The sequence below is a fragment of the Streptomyces sp. NPDC093600 genome, assembly GCF_044764755.1.
Classification (GTDB): domain Bacteria; phylum Actinomycetota; class Actinomycetes; order Streptomycetales; family Streptomycetaceae; genus Streptomyces.
In genome coordinates, this window is record NZ_JBIWIU010000020.1 from 26,010 (window position 1) to 45,568 (window position 19,559).

Sequence of the window (19,559 nt, forward strand, 5' to 3'; positions counted from 1 at the left end):
CTGCGCACCGGACACACGACTTTTCTATCGAAACGGGGGGCCTTTTCGTGCCCAGGAATCAGAAAAGCCAGATGGTACGGCGCCTCCAGGACAACTGGAGCATGAAAATCCTTCGGGCCCTGGAGCTGGAAGGCAAGTCGCCGTACTTCCGTGCCCTGCAGTCGGCCAACTCGCCCAGCGTCGACATGGACGGTCGCTCCCGCATGATGCTGGGGTCGAACAACTACCTCGGCCTCGCCGACCACCCCCTGGTCATCGAGGGCGCGCGGCGGGCACTGGAGCGGTTCGGAGCCGGGTCCACCGGCAGCCGGTTGCTGAACGGCACGATCGACCTGCACCTCGAACTGGAGGCCGAGATCGCCGACTGGTACGGAACCGAGGCCGCCATCGTGTTCACCACCGGGCACCAGGCGAACCTGGGGACCGTGGGCGCCCTGGCCGGCCGCGGCGACGTGATCGTCTCCGACTCCGACGCACACGCTTCGCTCCACGACGCGGCCAGATTCACCGACGCGCAGTCCGTACGGTTCCGTCACAACGACATCGACAACCTCGCCGAGAAACTGGCCGCGGCGGCCAAGCACGGCCGACCGGCCATGGTCACCGTGGACGGCGTGTACTCGATGGAGGGCGACCTGGCGCCGATCGACCGGATCGCGGAGGTGTGCCTGGAGCGCAACGCCCTCCTTCTGGTCGACGAGGCGCACTCGGTCGGCGTGCTCGGCCCGGACCTGACCGGCGTCACCGCGCTTTACGGCAAGGCCGGCAGGACACCCCTGCGCACGGGCACCTTCTCCAAGAGCATCGCCTCCACCGGTGGCTTCGCGGTGGGCTCACGCGACCTCATCGACGCGATCCGGACGAACGGGCGGGCATTACTGTTCACCGCGGCAGGGGTGCCCGCCGCCATCGGCGCCGCACTCGCCGCGGTCCGGCTCATCCGGTCCGCCGAGGGCCAGGAACGGGCTGAACGGTGCCTGGCGAACGCCCGATTCCTACGAGACTCCCTTGCCTCGCTGGGGGTTCCGCTGGCCGGCCCGGCGATCGGGCCCGATGGTGCCGAGGCGGTGACGCCGATCGTGCCGGTGATCGTCGGCGAGTCCCTGCGGGCGTTCGCGAAGTGGCACGAGCTGTACGAGCGCGGGGTGTTCGCCGCCCTCGCTCACTACCCCGCGGTGCCGCTCGACCGCGCCATGCTGCGGCTGGCCGTGACCGCCGAGCACACCTTCGCCGACCTGGAAGAGGCGGCCAAGGCCATCCACACCGTGCTGGAGCTGGACGCTGAGCGCCGGCTCGTCGCCTGACCACACAGAGGGGACACCGTGACGATCCGCATGATGACGACGGAGCGCGCAGCCCTTGAGCGCTACCTGCCCGGCCTGCGAAAGGAACTCGCAGGGCACACCCTGCTCGACCTCGAGGCCCGCGACAGCGGGGTCATCGAGATGTTCAAGAATTCCGACGCGCCCGCGCTGGTGGTGCCCGAGGAGTGGGGTGGTCTCGGCGCATCCGCGTTGGAGGCGACCCGCGTGCAGCGGGCCATCGGCGCACTGTCGCCGTCGCTCGGTGCCGCCACCACCATGCACCATCTGTCGATCGCCACACTCATCGAGCACAGCGCCACCGGCACCGACGACGAGAAGGAACTCCTCAAGGCCGTGGTGCTCGCGAGGATGCTGCTCTCGTCGGGCTTCTCCGAGGGCAACCCCGGCACCAGCGCGGCGAGTGCCTTCAAGCCGACCGTGACGGCGCAGGCGGTCGAGGGCGGCTTCAAGGTCAACGGCAGAAAGCAGCCGTGCAGCCTGTCCGTGTCGATGGACCTGCTCACCGCCGGCGTCGCCGACGAGGCGACCGGCCGTCGCGGCGTCATCGTGATCCCGGCCGCGTCCGAGGGGATCACGGTCGAGCCGTTCTGGGAGACCCACGTCCTGGCAGCCTCGCAGAGCGACACCGTCGTGCTCAAGGACGTGTTCGTTCCCTCGGACATGCTGTTCTGGAACGACGTCGACGATCCGACCGGCCGACACGAGAAGACCGGCTACGTCTGGTTCGGCCTGCTGATATCGGCCACCTACCTGGGTGCCGCGTCGCTGCTGCTCGAGCGGATGCTGGCGAATCCGAAGACCAGCCCGATGCTCTACGCCGACGCCGCGTGCGAGATCGAGACGTCGATGGCGGCTCTCGAGGCCATCGCCCGCGCCTTCGACGAGGGCGACCGGTCCGACGAACTGAGCGCGCGCGTACTGTTCGTGCGGGAGGGGATCCGGCACGGCATCAAGCGTGCCGCGTCGACGGCGGTGGACGCGCTGGGCGGCATCGCCTTCATCAAGTCGCCCGAGATCGCCTATTTGCTGGCGGCGGTGCAGGCGGCCGGCTTCCACCCGCCGTCCCGCCGGGCGACCGCGGACACACTGCACGCGTACCACGCAGGCACCGGCGCGGTGACGCTGCGCTGACCCCGTCTCCGCGTCACCGACGGAAAGGCTCAGCGCCCGCTCGAAGACGAGGCCGGTGACCTCCGCTGGAACGCTGCCGGTTTCACTCCCGGCGGCCAAGGCCATGTCGGTGTAGGCGGCCGCAGGCCACACCACCGCTCCCGCCACGGTGTGGTCGGCCAGCCACGGCACGGCGTCGGGATCGAGGCGCCGACGCCACGTCGGCTCGGCGACCGGCAGCCGGCTGCCCAGCAGCGGTCGGCACACCGACGTATCGGCATCTTGCATGCCGTCCTCACGCCACGACCGCGGCCGGCCGTTCCAGTGCCGCTCCCGCTGCCAGGGATAGGCAGGCAGATCCGCCACCGCGCCCCGGCGCGGGAAGAACACCGACCAGTCGATCTGAGCACCCAGCGCCAGCAGCCGGGTATGTGCCGCATCCAGGGCTGCCGGGCCCGAGTGGACGCGCGAGAGCGTCGGTACGAGTGGACCGGGCTGCCGTCGGCCGATGCCACGCGCCGCAGGTAACCGCTGAGCACCCGGTGAGGGCCGATGTCCACCAGTACGGCACATTGCAATCGTCCCCGGCCAGTACCGCGGCGGCGTCGGCGAACCGGACCGGCTCGCGCACATTGGACCACCAGTAGCCCCCACCGAGGGCCGTTCCTTCCACCGCGGCCCCCGTAACGTCGAAACGAACGGAATGCGGCACTTGCCGGGAAGAAGGTCACTCAGGGCCTCGGCCAGCGGCTCCCGGATCCTGTCCATCGCAGGCGTGTGGAAGGCGTAATCGAGCCCGAGATCCCGGAAGAAGACGCCCTCGTCGTCGAGCCGCGCCCCGAACTCGGCCAACGCCGACGCCTCACCGGCGACCGTCCCGTCCTGACCCGGGTTGACCGCGGCGACACTCAGCCGACCGGCGAACCCCTCCTCGGCCAGCCGCCGGCTCACGACATCGGGGCCCAGGCCGACCGCTGCCATCCGGCCCGCCCCCACGGTCACCGCCTGCGCCCGACTACGTGCAGCGACCACCTGGCAAGCCTGCGACCGGCTCAGCGCCCCCGCGCAGTAGGCCGCCGCGACCTCACCCACACTGTGCCCCATCACCGCGGCCGGCTCGATACCGCGCGCGGCCAGCGCCGCCATGACACCGGCCTGGACCGCGAACAGCAACGGCTGCGCCACCTCCGCCCGATTCCAGCGCTCCTGCTCTCGTCCCCCCGCCAACTCATCCCTCACCGACCAGCCCAGCATCGGCCGCAAGGAGTCGTCCACGGCGCTCACCTCGGCCGTGAATGCCTCGTCCTCGCCCAGCAGGTCGGCTCCCATCCCCATCCACTGCGCACCGTTGCCGCTGAAGACGAATCCCACACGGCCGCGATCAGCAGCTCGAGCCGCTGCCGCCCCCGCGACCGGCTCTCCCAACGCCACCGCCCGCAGCGCCGCCGCGACCTCCTCGGATCCTTCGGCCAGAACCGCGATCCGCTGCTCCAGTCCCTGACGCCGCTGGGATGCCGTGAAGGCGGCATCGTAGAAGCAGCCTTCGCCCGGAGCGTCCTGCCGCTGGGCCAGGCCCTCGAAGTGATCGGCCCACTGGTGTGCTGCCTCGGTGAGCACGGGGGAGGTACGGGCTGAGACGACCACGGGCAGCCGCTTTCCGAACCCCCGTCCCTGGCGGGGCTTTTCCGGCGTTTGGGCGGGGGCCGGCGCTGCCGCCAGGACGACATGGGCGTTGGCGCCTCCGAACCCGAAAGAGTTCACACCCACCAGGGCTTTGCCCGTCCGGGGTACGGTCCGTTCCTCCACCACCGGCTCCAGCCCAAGGCCGGCGAAGTCGATGGCCGGGTTGTGCGGTACGGCGTGCAAGGTCGCCGGGATTCGGCCTTCTCGCAGTACGAGCATCCCTTTCAGCAGCCCCGGCAAGTCAACACTCCAGTGAGCAGACGAGCCCAGCCCAGGAAAGGCCGCGGTCTCTCTCACGTAACGGAAGCCCGGGCTGAAAAACATGACCTCTAGCAAGCCGCGAACACTCAAGGACGCTTGCAACCGCACTACGGTGACGGCCCAGCCCATCGCCAAGCCAAGTTGAGTGCGACATCGGCATCGAGGCCCCGGCTCACGCGACCGCGCTTCGGCGGCACATCACTCACTGGCCACAACGAGTCGATCCTCGTTCCGGAAGCCGTCTTCGAACGGCGCGCGCGGGTTGGGCGTGGTAGGTGGCAGCGGGGGTGCGTGGTGCGCTTGGGCACGGCTTCGGCGTGGATGTCGCGGTCGCCGTCGACCGGGAGCTGTGGGCATCCACGGCAGCCGGCGCGATGCTCGGCGCGCTGGGGGAGAGCACGCACTGCCCAACGTCACGCGTATCCAAGAGAAAGAGCGAGCGGCGAGGACACGGACTACAGCGTTCCATACCCTGCCGTCCGCGTCATCCGGTGAAGGCGCGTGAGGACTTCTGTGCTTGGAGCACACCCCTCTGGCGGCTCTGTGTCGGGCTCTCACCAGGTAATTGAGGCGAAGTTGTTCATCCTTCAGTTACGCGGAGCAGGATGGGCAGTTCGTATTCAAGGGCCCTCTTGTATCGCTCCCGTGATGGGGCCCGGATCCATGGGCCGACGGTTCCGACGCCGTGATCACACCAGCCACGACGAGATCGTCTCATCTTGGTCATGCTGCGGGGCCCGCCCGGCTCTGTCTGGAGACATCTCAGTCGCCCGGACGGGTTCGGCATGAGAACCTCACACCCGTGGCTACATGCCCCGGTCCGGTGTCTCCGCGCGGTCACCCCTGTCCGTGCCGCGCGATCACGACGGGATCCTCGATGAGCCGCACGGTCGGAGCCGGATCGGGCACCGGACGCTTCCACACGCCCTCCGCGTCCGCGACCTCGTCCAACTCCCAGTTGCGGCAGGTCCCGTCGAGCGCCAGCGGGTAGAGGGTGAGCGTGCCGTCCCGCGCGAGGCGCATCCGGAGGAAGCCCTTGTGGTCGTCGATGGACTGCCCGGACATCTGCCATTCGGCGACCACGCCCCGGTCCGTCCACAGTACCCACAGTGCGAAGAGCTGGGAGCCGAGGGAAGCGCCCATCACGGCGGCGACGACCAGCAGGATCGCCAGGAACGCGAGGCCGTTCCAGGAGGACGGGATCGACCGGGCGAGGGCGACGGTGACGGTCAGGGCCGCGGCGGCGACCGCCGACTGGAACAGCACGGCCACGACGGGACCGGACGGCGCCCTGGGGCGCCGTTCGCGCACCAGCCCTCTCCACCAGCCGATCACGAAGGGCAGGACGAAGAGGGCGGCACTCGTGCAGAGCAGGCCGAGCAGGTCGTCGGCGCCGGCGCTCCGCAGGGCCCCGACGGGATTGTGCCGGCCCCCGGCCAGCGCGAACGCGCCGCTCGCGATCAGGACGAGCACGATCTGTACCGCCCCGGCCAGGACGGCGAATCCGGGGTTGCGCCGCGGGAGCCAGTACCGCGACCAGGGCTTGGCGATCGCGCGGGCGAGCGAGCGGGACTCCGCCGCGTCCGGGTACGTGTGCTGGGCGAGGGCGAAAGCCGTCGGCGGGTGGTCCTTCCTCTGCATACGTGAGGTGGCCGGCGGCAGGGGCAGGGCCTTCGGGAGCCTGTGGGTGGACGAGAGGAACGCGCCGCCCAGGCCGCACGTCACCATCTGGCGCCGCCGGGGGTCCGGGGGCAGAGCGTCGTCGGCCCCGACCCCGGCCCCGTCATCGGCGAGCCGCTCCGCGTAGCGGGCGTAGTGGTGCTTGTCGCCGGTCAGCCACAACCGGATCGAGGCGCCCGTCTCCTCGTGCTTCCGGGTCGTCCGGTCGAAGCGGGACCGCACGATGTTGCGGTCGAACCAGTGCAGGGAGTTGAAGGCGTCGGGCCTCTCGTCGCTCCTCACCCAGGTGGGCTCGGCCGAGCAGACGATGACGCTGTCACCCGGACGCAGCCGCGGCGAGAGGTGGGTCTCGAAGTAGCGTCGCTGCGGATCGTCGAAGTAGGTGCCGAGCTGGCTGTCCAGCCCGACGAGCCACCAGCGCTGCGGCAGTTCCACGGCGAAGTAGCTCCGGGTCTGTCGGGTCTGCCAGCCGCCGATCACGCTCTCCTGGGCGAACATCCGCAGGAACGCGGTGAGTCCGTCGTACCAGTCGTGGTTGCCCGGCAGCGCGACCATGAGCGGCTCGTCCGGCGCCGACGGGAGCGCCGCGCGATAGGGCCCTTTCATCCGGTCCTCGTAGGCGGTCGCCGATGCCACCGGGTACACCTGGTCCCCGCCGAGGACGAGCAGCGAGCCACGGGGGAGCGAGCCGGGCCCGTCGACGGCGAGTCGGTCCGCCCCCAGGGCGGATGCCACCGAGGCCGTCGCCTCGAATCCGTCGCCGAGGTCCGCGACGAAATCGATCCAGATCTCCTCGGCGCCGGGATCGGCCAACGGCGCCCGCAGGAGACCGGCCTCCAGCGCGCCCTGGATCTCTCGCTTGTCCGAGTAGCCGGCGAAGACGGCGGCCAGGCAGACCTTGACCGCTGTACGCGCCAGCTCCTTCGGCGCGAGCCAGCGCACCGGCTCCTGCGGAGTGAATCGGAGCCCATCCGCGTGTCTGCGCAGCTCATGGAAGTCCACTTCGGCTCCTCCTCGGTCACAGCGGGGACCAGGGCAGGACGTTCTGCGCGTACACGTCCCACAGCTTGCCGGCGAAGAACTGCCCGAACCGTCCCAGGGTGGTCGCCCTGTCGCGCAGCGTCGGGGCCTCGACCCGGAAGGTGGTGAGTTGCTTCACGAAGTCGGCGGGGCGGATGTGAACGCTTCCGGCGGCCACCGACTGGGCTCCGGACTCCTCGTCGGCGTCGACGTGACCACGGAGAACGCGCGTGTAGAGGACGGACGTGTCCTTCCAGATCCCCCGACGGGAGTCCTCGCTGACGTCCTTGTACCCGCTGAGGGTGAGCCGGTGCCCGGCCCGGTCGCTGAAGAACAGGCGGTAGCGCATCCGCAGGTGCTGCGGGTCGGAGTGCTCCACGAACAGGTGGAAGGTGCCGCGCTCGACCGGAAGGCGCCCGCCCAGCTCTTGGCACAGGATCTCTCCGCGCAACTCGGCCTCGTGCTCGGGACCGGAGAGGAAGCGGTCCATTCCCCTGATGTCGACGGTCAGGTGCAGGGCGATGTCGGCGGCGGCTCCGCCCGCCGACGAGGCCGCCTGCCGGGCGTCGTCCTCCCCGAAGACGACACGGCCGACCATGCGTTCGGTGAAGCGCATGCGGGTCGGGTCGTCGGGGCGGCCAGGAGGTGCTCCAGCCTTCCAGGGGATCCCCTGGTCCGTGCACCAGCGGCGCGCATGCTGTACTCCGATTTCCACGGCCTGGGCGAAACGGTCCCGGCTGAAGTTGATGAGGTAGTTCAAGGGGACCTCGCCGCTCAGCAGCCGGACCTCGATCGGGCGCCCGAACTCTCCCTCCTCCCCGTCGCGGATGGCGGCGTTGCTGGCCTCGATCCGGCGCAGCCAGTCTTGCAGCCGGCCGTTGGCCGTCGTCTCGATGATGTGGAAGTAGTTGGCCACGAAGCCGTTGCGCCAGCGGTGCCTTCGGCTGACGGTCCAGATGATCCACAGTTCGTCGCAGCCCCGCCGGATCGCCTCCTCGACGTTCGCGTCGGTCAGATAGACCGGGTCGATGTACGTCTGCCCGTCGATGACGACCGGAGGGAACCACATGGGCAGCGCCACCCCGGCACAGAACCGGTCCTCGTCCATGCGGTCGGCGGTCACCGGCTCCAGTTCGTTGGTGCTGAAGTTGTAGAGGGTGAAGGTGGCTTCACGGTCGGTGGCCCGTATCCGCTCCCAGTCCAGCCCCCAGCCCGGGAAGACGCGACGCCGGTATCCGTTCAGGGTGAAGAGGGAACGGGCGTAGGGCCCCTTCGGCAGCTCGCGCCAGTTCGGGGTGACGCCTTTCAGTGGGGAGAGCGTGCGCCAGTTGTCCGCGATCTCGCGCCCGGACATCCCCTGGCAGTACATCGCGAGGTTGAACACCCCTCCACTGGCGCCGTCGGCGTGGTCGAACGTCAACTCGGCCTCGTCGAGCAGGACCTGGAGGACGCCGGCCTGGTAGGCCACCTTCAGCCCGCCGCCGGCGAGGAGGAGGGACCTGCGCGGCTTGCGTGGGGATCCGCTGCGGGGCGTGGTGCCCTGTCCGGTCGTCATGAGGGGCTCTCAGGGTTCTGCGGGTCGTCCTCGACGATGCGAAGGGCCGACCGGTCGGCCAGCGCGGCGATGGTGAGCGAGGGGTTCGGGCCGACGGGTCCTGGCAGCACCGAGCCGTCGGCGATCGACAGTCCCGGGTAGCCGTACACGCGGCCGAAGGAGTCCACCACGCCTTCCCTCGCGGTGTGCCCCATCGGAGCGCCGCCCAAGGGATGCACGGTGATGAGGCGGTTGAGCAACCACAGGGGATTCGCGGCGTAGCGTGCGCCGAGACTGCGGGACACGCGCTCCATGGTCGCGTTCATCTGGTCGAAGTACTGATCGGACGCGGCCAGTTCCCAGTCGAGGTCCAGATGCCCGTCCCGGAGGAACATCCGACCGTTGGGGACGTCCCTCCCCATGCCGAGGAGCGGTAGGGACGTCGCGGTGAACAGCCCCTTGCCCATGGCGTCACCGAGCTGTCGTCCCACCCGGCTGCGTGCCGTACCGGTCAGCTGCGACCATCCTCGGCGCAGCAGGAATCTCGCGATCCGGTTGGACATCGTGAGGACGTTGTGCTCGATGAGCCAGTTGAGGAATTCCGGGTACCCGGCGTCCTCGATGTAGAACCCCCGGTCCCTCTCGCCGGTTCCCTCGCGGTCCACCCGCATCGCACTCGTGATGACGGGTCCGAAACTCGGCTCCATCAGGTGCGGCTCCGTTTCCCCGGGCCGGACCTGACGCCTCTTCCGGGCTTTGACCGCCAGCCCGAGGAAGTCTCCGTTCCCGGAGAAATGTGTGCCGAGGGCCGGGCTGAGCGCGGGGAAGGCGCTGCGGTTCCGCAGCAGCAGATAGGTCGTGCCGAGGGTGCCGGCGGAGAGGACCAGCCGCCTGGCCCTGACGGTCCGACGTACGGGAGGAGCCGACGGATCCTCGTCGCCGGCCGCGCGGTGCTCGATGTACGAGATCTGGAAGCCCCCTGGGACCGGTTCGAACGAGCGGACCTCGCAGAGGGTCCGGATGTCGGCCCCGAGCCGGTCCGCGGCACTGAGGTAGGTGAAGTCCATACTGTTCTTGCTTCCGAAGTTGCATCCCAGGTCGCATTCGCCGACGAGCCTGCACGCGTAGCGCGGGCTGTTGTGCAGATTGCCCTCGCCGACGTCGAGAGGGGTGCCGGGCACCGGGGGGTCCCCGAAGGAGACGGCCAGCAGCGGAAGTTCCCAGGAAAGACCCAGCCGCTCGGCCGCCTCGCGCATGGCGAGGGTCTTGGGTGTGTGCCGATAGGGCTTCACGTCGAAGGGGTATTTTCGCGCGCCCAGCGTGGTCTCGACGGATTGGTAGTGCGGTTCGAGGTCCTCATAGGTGACGGGCCAGTTCTCGTAGCCGCCGTCGAACGACTCGTGCACGAACCAGTCGGCCGGTTTGCGGATCAGCACGTTCGCGTAGATCAACGACCCGCCGCCCAGCCCACTGGACACGAGCGCGTCCATCTTCGAGAAGCTCCACATGTCGTACAGCCCGTACAACCGGGTATCCGGGTCCCAGAAGTTCTTGGCCGCCTCGTGGGGGCTGCGGGGAAAGGACCCGGGTGGGAACCGCTTCCCTCTTTCGAGGACGCATACGCTCAGGCCGGCCTCGGCCAGGCGGAACGCCGTCACGGACCCGCCGAAACCCGAACCGACGACGACGGCATCGAAAACGTCCACGCTCGCCACCTCTGGAGATCGGAGCCGGAACAGCTGCCCGACTTCCCCCTCGTCTGCGGCTGCCGCACGCGCGACCTCTCTCCATCGTTCACCCGCGTGTGGTGAAGCGCATGTCGAGGCCACGGTCGTCACCGGTCAGGGCGTCCGTGCGCCGACGCGGTGGGGACGGAGCCGTAGGCGAGGGCTGGGTGCGCTGTGCCCGCACGCAGTGCGGAACCGGTCGGTGGAACGTGACCGGTCATTTCGGCCGTGGCTGTGCGGTCAGGCCCGCGGGGCGCGTGGCTCCAGCCGGAACTGGAAACCGAGGGTGCCCGGGTCGAGTGCCGTCGCGCCGCCGTCGACGGTGAGCGTCGCACCGTTCACGAACGAGGCGGCGGGCGACAGCAGCCAGGCGATGGCCTCCGCGACCTCGTGCGGCTCACCGGGCCGCCCGGTGGGCAGGACCCGGGTCACCTCCTCGTACGCCGCTTCCAGACCGTTCCCGGCCAGGCCGGCCTCGTCGGCGAACCGGTTCATTCGGCGGTCGGCCATGTCGGTGCGCACCCAGCTCGGGCACACGGTGTTGGCGCGCAGCCCCGCGCCCCCGTAGTCGACCGCGAGCGAGCGGCACAGCTGGAGCAGCGCCGCTTTGGAGGTGGCGTAGGCGGCGTTCCCGACGCCGTTGCGCAGGGCGGACACGGAGGCCACCGCGACCACCGCACCGCGGGCGTCGAGCAGGTGCGGGAGCGCGGCGCGCAGCAGCAGGAACGGACCGGTGAGGTTGGTCCGCATGACCTCGTCCCAGTCCTCCAGGGCCACCTCGCCCACCCCGCCGCCCCGCCCGATGCCGGCGTTGAGCACCAGACCGTCGAGCCGCCCGTACGTGCCGACCACCGTCTCGACGAGCGAGGCCACGGCGGCGGGGTCCCCGATGTCCGACGGTACGGGCAGGGCGCCGATCTCCGCGGCGACCAGCCGCAGCGGCTCGGGGCGGCGCCCGGACACGGCCACCTTGTGCCCCGCCCGGGCCAACGACCGCGCGGTCGCGGCCCCGATCCCCGTTCCGCCCCCGGTCACCAGGTACACACGCTCCTCCGCCATGTCCGCCGCCTCTGCCGCGCATCGTCCGCCGTCCCCGTCCCGGTGATCTTAGGCGCGCGCCGCCCCGGGGCCGGGCTGGCCGGCGAACCATGGGGGCTGGTGGAACGTCCTCAGGGCTTGGCGTCATCGTGGAGCCCTTGTGGAGCGAGGACTGGATGGCAGGTGACCGCTTCGGTGAGGTGGTCGATTCGGTGAGGTGGTCGATGACGACGGCGCCCCGCTCCCGGCCTACGCGGTCCCCGCCACTCAGTTGAAGCCCGGGACGGGTGCGCCTGGCCTGGGGTTTCGCTGCCGGGCCGACGCAGGGGCGGAGGATGCTCGGCTCGAGCTCACCGACGCCCGCCCAGGACTGGACCGATCGCCTCCGCCGCGGCAGAGAGACGGTCATCGCCCGGCCCACGACGCCGAACTCATCGGCTGCTGGGCGTCTCGGACCCGTACGCGCGGGCGGTGTACGGCGTGAAGGCTTCCGGCAACGACACATGGGTCGAGGTCGCGGGAGTCTGGCGGGCTGAGGCTGAGCAGGTCGTCGTCGCGGGCTTGCCTTAGACCGTGTCCTATGTGGTGAGGCGGACGAGCCGGTTGTAGCAGCACAGGGCGGCTGTCAGTCCGAGAAGGGCCAGGTAGTTGCGTGGATCGCGCTCGTAGCGAGGGCTCAGACGTCGGTAGCCGGACAGCCAGGACATCGTCCGTTCGATGACCCAGCGGCGGCGGCGCAATCGTTCGCTGGACTCGATGCCTTTGCGCGCGATCCGTACTCCGATGTGTTCGCCGCGTAACCATTTCCGCAGGTCGGCGTGATCGTAGGCTTTGTCCGCGTGGAAGCGCTGGGGCTTGAAGTGGCGGCCGCGGTGGGGGTCGTGTCTCGTTTGGTGGCCCTCGACCATGGGCTTCAGCCCTTCGCTGTCGTGGGTGTTGCCGGCCGAGACGCCGACAAGGAGGGGCAGTCCGTTCGCGTCCGACAGGACGTGCATCTCGGAACCCGGCCTGCCCCGGTCCACAGGGCTCGGACCTGTGAGTTCGCCCCTTTTTTTTAGCGCGGACGTGGGCGGTGTCCAGAACGACGCGGGTCACGTCGACGAGGCCGGCGTCGTCGAGCCGATGCAGCACGGCCTCGTGCAGCCGCCCCCAGACGCCGGCCGTGGACCAGACGGCAGACAGAGTCTCTCCGGCTGTGGAGCGGCATGCGGAAAGCACCGGGCCGCGGGGGATGCGAACTTCATCGCCTCCCCCGCGGCCCGGTGCGAACGTCAGACGCAGCGTCCGTCCATCCAGTCGGTGAGGCCCGGCGTCCACGTGGCGATGTCCTCCGGTTACATCGGGGCGAGCGGCACGGTGATGGTGTTCTCGGGCATGACAGCTCCTCAACGGTCGGGCCGCCCCGCTGATCGCGGCGACCTCGAAGCCACCCTCGATCTACGGCCCTGTGGACAGAGCCCGGCCGCCGGAGGGGGAGAACTCTCCCCCTTTCCGACTTGTCCCGTGCCACTGGATCTTGACCGTTTGCCATCGGACTTTGACGGACGCGAGTTTGTGTCATCGGACTATGAACACCGCAGGTCAGAGGTTTGCGATGAGGCGCGGTCACACGTGGTCATAATCGACAGTTGACAGATCGTACTTCTGAGTTGATGCTCACACCGTGGCGAACGTATTCAGCGAGCGGGTGGCCCAGCTCAACACCGAAGCAGGGAAGACCTACCAGCAGATGGCGGTCGATTGTGACCTCAAACCGTCTGTGACCTGGTGGAACAAGGTGCGGTGGAACGATATCAAGATCCCACCGGAGCCTGGCCTGTACCCGCGTATGGCTAAGGCGCTAGAAGTTCCGGAGCGCAGGGTGGCGGAGATGGTCGCCGAGCAGTGGTGTGGGGTGAGGCCGGACGACACGGTCCCCGAGCGGCTGCGCCACCTGATGGCCGTGGCGCGAGGGGTCAAGAACGAAGAGGATCTGAAGCTCCTTGTCGATCTTGCGCATGCGCTCAGCATGAAGCACGGAGCAGAGCAGCTCCTGGAGTTGCTCGACCCGGACCCTGACGAGGTGCTCAAGCTGAAGGAGGCTAAGGAGGGTGGCCGCCGCGTGGTGAAGATCAGGAGAGCGCCTAGGTGACGAGCCTCTGACCTGCGGTGATCAAACTCCGATGACACAAACTCGCGTCCGTCAAAGTCCGATGGCAAACGGTCAAGATGCAATGCCACGGGACACGACTGTCCTCCGACATCGCACCTGGACCGTCTGCCATCGAAGTTGGACGACTGAACCGTTCGCGACATCGAAGTTGGATCGTTGATGGCGCTCCCTGAGACCCCGTCTCTCGCTCAAGAAGTTCCCGGCGTTCCGTGGGATCCCTATTGCCTTGCTGAGTGGATCAACGGGAGCGAAGATGCCCGGGTCGTCGAAATCAGGGGAGACGCGGTGAGTCTGGGAACGGTGGCAGTAACGGGAGCGGCGGGCACCATCGGTTCCGTGGCGCGGAAGGCGCTGCGGGGCGAGGCGGAGCGGTTGATCCTGCTCGACCGCGTGCCGCTCCGCCCAGAGGCCGAGAACGAGGACGTGCACACCGTGGACCTGCGGGACGTCGCCGCTGTGGAGTCGGCCCTTGCGGGAGCCGACCGGGTGCTGCACCTGGGCGGCGTGCCCGACGAGGCGCCCCTCCCGGATCTGCTCGAGACCAATGTGCTCGGCACGCATCACGTCCTGGAGGCTGCGCGGCGCACAGGAATCGAGCGGGTGGTGCTGGCCAGCAGCAATCGTGTCACCGGCTTCTACCCCGCCGGGCACCTCACGAGTCCCCTGGAGCCGGTACGGCCCGACGGTCTTTACGGGGTGAGCAAAGCAGCCGTCGAAGCGCTGGGACAGCTGTATGCCGACAAGTTCGGCCTGTCCGTCGTCTGCCTGCGCATCGGCAGCTTCGAGTATCTGCCCACCGAGCCCCGGCACCTGGCGACCTGGCTGAGCCCGCGCGACGCTGTCGGCTACCTGCGGGCCGCTCTGGTCGCACCGCCCTCCCTCCGCTTCACCACGGCATACGCGGTTTCCAACAACACCCGCCGTTTCTGGGCACTCCCCGACCCGGCGGAACTGGCCTACGCTCCCGTCGACGACGCCGAACTCCATGCCGCAGGCATTCCCGCAGCGGACTCCCCGGCCGACCCGGCCGCGCCCCAGGCCGGCCCCTACGCCCTACCGCAGTTCACCCTCAAGCACCTTCGGCCCTAACGCCCATATCCACCTTCGGAATGCGTACCGGCAGCAGTTCCGCTGTCGGTACGCAGCGGTCCGACTTCGGTGGCAAGCGGTCCAGTTGCACTGTCACAGGACAACGACTGATCACGATGCGGTCACGACGGAGAGGTTCTTCAAGGCCGGTGTCGGCGTACACGTGAACGTGCCCGGTCACGTACGGATGAACGTGCCCACTTCCTGACGTACTGAGGATTTTTGATGGGCGGCCTGCTGCCGGCCTGTGAAGGGTGGCGGTGGGCGGCTGACCGTGGTCTTGGACCCGCAACGATGGATGGAGCTTCGACGTTTCCGCGGGCTGTTCGAGTCCGGGGCTATGAGCCTGTCTGAGATCGCGACGGAAACGGGGCTCAACCGCCGCACGGTCCGCAAGTACCTGTCCTCTGAGGCCCGCATCGCCCCGCCCCGTCGGGCCGCGCCCGGACATGGCCGTCGGCCTGGCTCGACCGGCCCACCGGCGAACCCATCCGCCGCTACGAACGCTCCAGGCCCGGCGAACTGGTCCACGTCGACATCAAGAAGCTCGGCAACATCCCCGACGGTGGCGGCTGGCGCACCGTCGGCAGGACGACCGGCGAGGCGAACCGGCAGGCCACCACCGACCAGCGCCGCAGCTGCAAGCCGGTGATCGGCTACAGCTACATCCACTCCGCGGTCGATGACCACTCCCGCCTGGCCTACAGCGAGGTCCTGCCCGACGAGCGCCAGCACACCGCCGCTGCTTTCTGGCAGCGGGCACAGGCGTTCTTCCAGGCTCACGGCATCACCGTCGAACGGGTGCTGACGGACAACGGCTCCTGCTACAAGTCCAAGCTGTTCACCCAGACCCTGAGCGCTGCCGCCATCGTCCACAAGAAGATCCGCCCCTACCGGCCGCAGACCAACGGCAAGGTCGAACGCTTCAACCGCACCCTGCTCGACGAATGGGCCTACCTGCGGCCCTACACCTCGAACACCGAGCGAACCGAAGCCCTGACAGACTTCCTCCACACCTACAACCACCACCGCTGCCACACCGCACTAGACGGCAAACCACCCATCACCCGCGCCAACAACGCTGCGAGTCAATACACCTAGAGCGTGTCTCTTTGATCGGATGGTCGGTTGATCGGGTGTGTCCGTCCGAGCTTCGGAGCGGTGTGCAGCCGGCCAAGGGCCGGCTGCACAGTAACGCTGATCAACGGGTCGTCGTTGTGGGTACATGACCTCACGCACTCTTACTCGGGCCGCCACTGTCACTCTCACCGTGCTGGCGAGCGGCCAGTTCGCCTCACCGGCTTGGGCTGGCGGTATCGGCAATCTCCTGTCGCCCGCGTTCGGAACAAGTTGTGCCAACCACCACGGCGCTCATGCAACCGGCGTCACCCGCAGCGGGACCGGCACCGTCGGCGGCAACCTCGCAGGGATCCCCATTGGCAGCCCCTACAACCACTGCGGAGGCGCCGAGCTGGGCCTGATTATCCAGTAGGTGAACGGGCTGGCACCTGGTGCTGGAGATGCTCGCCGGACCGTTGCCCGGCATATACGACCCCACCGGCCCGGGCAAGCTGCTGTTCGCGTTCTTCGCGGCGATGGCCCGCGAGTCCACCCTGGAAGGGCTCGATACCGCCGCCCGCAAGGGCAAGCACGGCGGCCGGCCGCCGGTCATCACCGACAGCATGCTGCACCCGGGCTCCGCCGCAGGGAGCTCGGTGAGTCCGTCGAGCAGATCCAGCCCGACCTAATCATCCCCACCGGCAAGCGCAAGGGAGAGAACCCCTCGGTGCCCAGCCAGCATGTACCGGGCGCTCGCCGAACATGCCAAACGGCAGGCGTACCCGGAAGCCGTCGAGCAGGCGCACGCCGACTTCGCCGCCCTCCAAGCCGGGCGGCGCGGTTCCCGAGCCACGCACAGGGGTCGAGGCCGCTGCGGCATGCGACGACGGCCCCCTGTCGCCGGGCTCGGCCGGCGCCCGCGGCCTCGCCGTCGCGTTCGGCCCCGGGTTCTCCGCCGCGCCATCCGCGGCACCCGGACCGCTTGACCCGCCCGTTGTCAGTGCCGGATGCCACCCTGTACGGAGCCCGGCGGCGCCCCACCTCGAAGCCGATGCCACCGCCGGGCACACCCCCCTTCGGGAGAGCGGAGAGCAGCGATGGTGAACTACCGACTTCACTGGACCGAGAACGCGCAGGCCCGTACCTCGTCCGTCAGCTACGGCTAGACGAGCGCCGGGACCGCAAGGCCGAACTCGAAGCCGCAGGCGCGACCGGCGTGGAGATCGTGCAGGTCAAACCCGGCGAGTAGCCGCTCCGAGCAGCGGAATCGTTCCTGCCGGAGCGCTACGCCCTCCACTCACACCAGCCAGTGCCCGTCCCGGGCAGCACACGGGACGGGCACTCGCGCATATGCCGCCGGTTCTTTCGTGCACGGCCCTTTGCTACGCGCAGCCGTAGTGGCAGTCTGTGCGCACGCGGTTCTCGCATCCCACCCCCGGAGACAGGACCGCCCCCTGGCCCCGCCTGCCCCTGGTCCGGCGGGGCCGCGCCCCCTCCCGGCTCCCCACGGGAGACACACCCAGGTCTGAGGAACATCGCCTCCGTCAGACGGCGCACGAGTCATGCCGAGCAGCTTCCCGGAATGGCGCACACAGCCCGGTGGAGCGGGTCCTCGCAATGCCTGATGCGTTCGCCCGCGAGTGGGAAGCGACGACATGCCGGGGCTCGGGTAACGAAATTGTTCAGGGGTGTCCGCACACGGATGCAATCGTTGATCAAAGCATGACGAACATGCGCATCCTGCTCAGCTCCATGGCCCTCGCCCTCGGCGCCCTCGCCTTGACTACTGTCCCTGCCCACGCGGACGGCCCTACCGACCAGCTCGGGCAGGTAAGCCAGGCTCTCGATCCGGTACTTGGTCTGCTCTCTCCGGTCGCCGGCGTCCTGCCTCTGTAAGGGGCTAACGGGGTCGCCCTTGAAACGTGAGCGCCGTAGGTGGCCAGTACGGCCACCTACGGCGGTCAGGCACAGCAACGGTGACCACAACAGTAGCGCGCGTACCCACCCTGTCCCCTCTGGAAATCCGGCCGGGTCAACACGGGGCTCTCACAGGTTCGGAGCCACAAAACCGCAGTTACACGAATCTCGTCGGTTCCCCGGGAGTGGGGCGGGCGGAGCGCCGGGCCCCAGTCTGCATGGGCATATCAGGCGGTTCCGCGGAGGTCCCGCACATCGGCGCCGGTAGAGATGAGGGTGCCGTCATGCTGCTCGTAGTGGGACAGGGCGAGGCCGAGGCCGAAGAACGTGGGCGCCCACTCGCCGACGAACAGGCCCCACCTGTCAGCGCGGGCCAGGCCAGTGCCGGGCTCCATTTTCAGCGACTCGGCCCACACAGCGACGGTGAGGCCGATGGAGGCGAGAGCGGCGGTGTAGGCGTGCTCGCTGCGTATGCCCATGTCGTGCAGCTTCTTGATGATCATGGTGCCTCCGTTCAGCTGGCTAGCCCCCCAAACGGTCCCCATCCACCGTGGCACGGTAAGTGCCGAACCGCCGCTCGGCGCACAGGTACAGGGTGATTCCGGCGGCCACATAGAGGGCGCCTGCCGTCGTCGCATGATTAGGGCCCCGCCGAGAACCGGAACGTGTTGCAAGGGCGAGGCCGCCAGGGGTGTGCCGCGCGTCGGGCGCGGCTTGCTGATGCGGATGTCAGGTAGGGAGGTGCTGGGCGATCTCCAGTGCCAGGCGCAGTTCGAGGGAGTTGCCTGCCGTGGTGGTGGCGGGAGGGAGGAGTTCCTCGGCGCGTTTGACGCGGTAGGTGATGGTGTTGCGGGCGACGTGGAGGCGGTCGGCCGCGGTGCGGAGGCCGCGTTCCTCGGCGAGGTAGACGCGCAAGGTCTCGCGCAGTTCCCGTACTCGTTCTCCCCCGGAGGCCAGGGGGCCGAGGACGTCCTGGACGAACCAGTGGGCGTGTTCGGGCTCTGCCGTTGCCAGTGCCACCAGGCGGACTTCTTGGTAGTCACACAGCCAATGCCCCGATAGGCGTGCGATCCGCTCCGCCTGGAGGGCGCCCAGGTGGCTGCGGCGCATGCCCGGCAATCCGGCTGCCGACGGACCGAGGGCTGCTCGTACGTCGCGCGGGCGGTCCAAGCGGTCCCGGAGGTGCTCGACCCGGCCGGGGGTGTCCTCGTCGGCGAGGGTGAACCAGACCCAGGCGCTTGTGTTGTCGGCCGGGATGAGCAGCATGCCCGCTGCTTCCATGGTGCGTGCCATCGCCATGGCCGTTCGGTGCAGTCGCTCGGCCGGGGGTGGGCTGCCTCCGGTGTCGTCGCACCACAGGATGGCGGCGACGTGGGTGCGGGAGATGTCGTAGTGCAGGCGCCTGGCCGCGGTCTGCGTGTCCACCGGCCGGCCGGCGAGCACCTCGTCGATGATGGCGCGGCGGGCGGCCTCGTCGCTGCCGCGCCAGCGGTCGCGTTCGGCGATGTACTCCTCGGCCATGATGCTCGCGTGGCTGTCGGCGTAGCGGAACAGCAGGTCGTTGACCCGGCGCAGTTCCGTCAGACGCTGGTCGGCCTCGACGTGTTCCTCGATCGCCGCCGCGAGGTCGTGCGCCAGCCGGGCATGGCCGAGCCGTACGCCCCGCAGCACCTGGTCGAGGGGGATGCCGCGGCGGGCGAACTCGCGGCAGCCTTCGAGCGTTTCTTCCGTCAGGTCGGAGACACGGCCGGGAGAGTCGGACACCAGCAGGCGCAGGGCGGCCAGGACGGCCGACTCGGTGGACCGCCGCAGGGTGGTGACCGGACCTTGGCCCCCGCCGTGCCTCGGGACGTGTTCCAGGATCTCCCCCGCGATGTCCTCGGCGATCTGTACCGCCCAACCGGCTGGGCCTGGTCCGAGGGTTTCCAGAGCACCCGCGACGGCGGCCGACGGCATCACAGGGT

The 19,559-nt window shown here is 69.1% G+C and carries 11 protein-coding genes and 4 pseudogenes; 7 read left to right on the top strand and 8 right to left on the bottom strand.

The annotated features are described in order from the left end of the window. The first annotated feature begins 101 nt into the window (after positions 1–101). A complete protein-coding gene (locus tag ACIRB4_RS30760) occupies positions 102–1,304 on the top strand; it encodes an aminotransferase class I/II-fold pyridoxal phosphate-dependent enzyme (protein ID WP_403295796.1) in 1,203 nt (400 codons plus the stop codon). An 18-nt stretch (positions 1,305–1,322) separates the two neighbouring features. Continuing rightward, the gene (locus ACIRB4_RS30765; RefSeq protein WP_403295798.1) at positions 1,323–2,456 is read left to right on the top strand and encodes an acyl-CoA dehydrogenase family protein; all 1,134 of its coding nucleotides are present in this window, start codon (positions 1,323–1,325) and stop codon (positions 2,454–2,456) included. A gap of 27 nt (positions 2,457–2,483) precedes the next feature. Here ACIRB4_RS30765 and ACIRB4_RS30770 read toward each other — a convergent pair. The 6 genes and pseudogenes from ACIRB4_RS30770 to ACIRB4_RS30795 all read right to left on the bottom strand — a co-directional run. Further along, positions 2,484–4,508 (bottom strand): annotated as a pseudogene (locus tag ACIRB4_RS30770) (acyltransferase domain-containing protein); the annotation flags it as partial. Between the two features lie 708 nt (positions 4,509–5,216). Further along, complete coding sequence (locus ACIRB4_RS30775) at positions 5,217–7,061, bottom strand: hypothetical protein (protein ID WP_403295799.1); 1,845 nt, start codon at positions 7,059–7,061, stop codon at positions 5,217–5,219. 16 nt (positions 7,062–7,077) lie between these two features. Continuing rightward, positions 7,078–8,634: a patatin-like phospholipase family protein gene (locus ACIRB4_RS30780; protein ID WP_403295800.1), complete on the bottom strand. Its 1,557-nt coding sequence runs from the start codon at positions 8,632–8,634 to the stop codon at positions 7,078–7,080. Next, positions 8,631–10,319: a GMC oxidoreductase gene (locus ACIRB4_RS30785; RefSeq protein ID WP_403295802.1), complete on the bottom strand. Its 1,689-nt coding sequence runs from the start codon at positions 10,317–10,319 to the stop codon at positions 8,631–8,633. The genes ACIRB4_RS30780 and ACIRB4_RS30785 overlap by 4 nt, the downstream gene beginning before the upstream one ends. Positions 10,320–10,580: 261 nt before the next feature. Then, positions 10,581–11,399 (bottom strand): SDR family NAD(P)-dependent oxidoreductase, encoded by an 819-nt coding sequence (locus tag ACIRB4_RS30790; RefSeq protein WP_403295803.1) that lies wholly within the window; start codon positions 11,397–11,399, stop codon positions 10,581–10,583. 557 nt (positions 11,400–11,956) lie between these two features. Beyond that, positions 11,957–12,548: pseudogene (locus ACIRB4_RS30795) on the bottom strand (IS5 family transposase); the annotation flags it as partial. A gap of 493 nt (positions 12,549–13,041) precedes the next feature. On the opposite strand from ACIRB4_RS30795, the gene ACIRB4_RS30800 reads away from it, so the two are divergent. The 5 genes and pseudogenes from ACIRB4_RS30800 (at position 13,042) to ACIRB4_RS30820 (ending at position 16,367) form a co-directional block, all read left to right on the top strand. Beyond that, positions 13,042–13,509, top strand: a complete 468-nt coding sequence (locus ACIRB4_RS30800; protein WP_403295804.1) for a hypothetical protein — start codon at positions 13,042–13,044, stop codon at positions 13,507–13,509. 321 nt (positions 13,510–13,830) lie between these two features. Then, positions 13,831–14,619, top strand: a complete 789-nt coding sequence (locus ACIRB4_RS30805; RefSeq protein WP_403295806.1) for an NAD-dependent epimerase/dehydratase family protein — start codon at positions 13,831–13,833, stop codon at positions 14,617–14,619. Positions 14,620–14,893: 274 nt separating this feature from the next. Continuing rightward, positions 14,894–15,079, top strand: a pseudogene (locus tag ACIRB4_RS30810) (IS21 family transposase); the annotation flags it as partial. A 2-nt stretch (positions 15,080–15,081) separates the two neighbouring features. After that, a pseudogene (locus tag ACIRB4_RS30815) lies at positions 15,082–15,720 on the top strand (IS481 family transposase); the annotation flags it as partial. 434 nt (positions 15,721–16,154) lie between these two features. Continuing rightward, positions 16,155–16,367, top strand: a complete 213-nt coding sequence (locus tag ACIRB4_RS30820) for a hypothetical protein (RefSeq protein ID WP_403295808.1) — start codon at positions 16,155–16,157, stop codon at positions 16,365–16,367. Between the two features lie 1,455 nt (positions 16,368–17,822). Here ACIRB4_RS30820 and ACIRB4_RS30825 read toward each other — a convergent pair. Beyond that, on the bottom strand, positions 17,823–18,098 hold the full coding sequence (locus tag ACIRB4_RS30825; RefSeq protein WP_403295809.1) for a hypothetical protein: 276 nt from the start codon (positions 18,096–18,098) through the stop codon (positions 17,823–17,825). Positions 18,099–18,324: 226 nt separating this feature from the next. Continuing rightward, a complete protein-coding gene (locus tag ACIRB4_RS30830; protein WP_403295811.1) occupies positions 18,325–19,551 on the bottom strand; it encodes a PucR family transcriptional regulator in 1,227 nt (408 codons plus the stop codon). Positions 19,552–19,559: the final 8 nt, after the last annotated feature.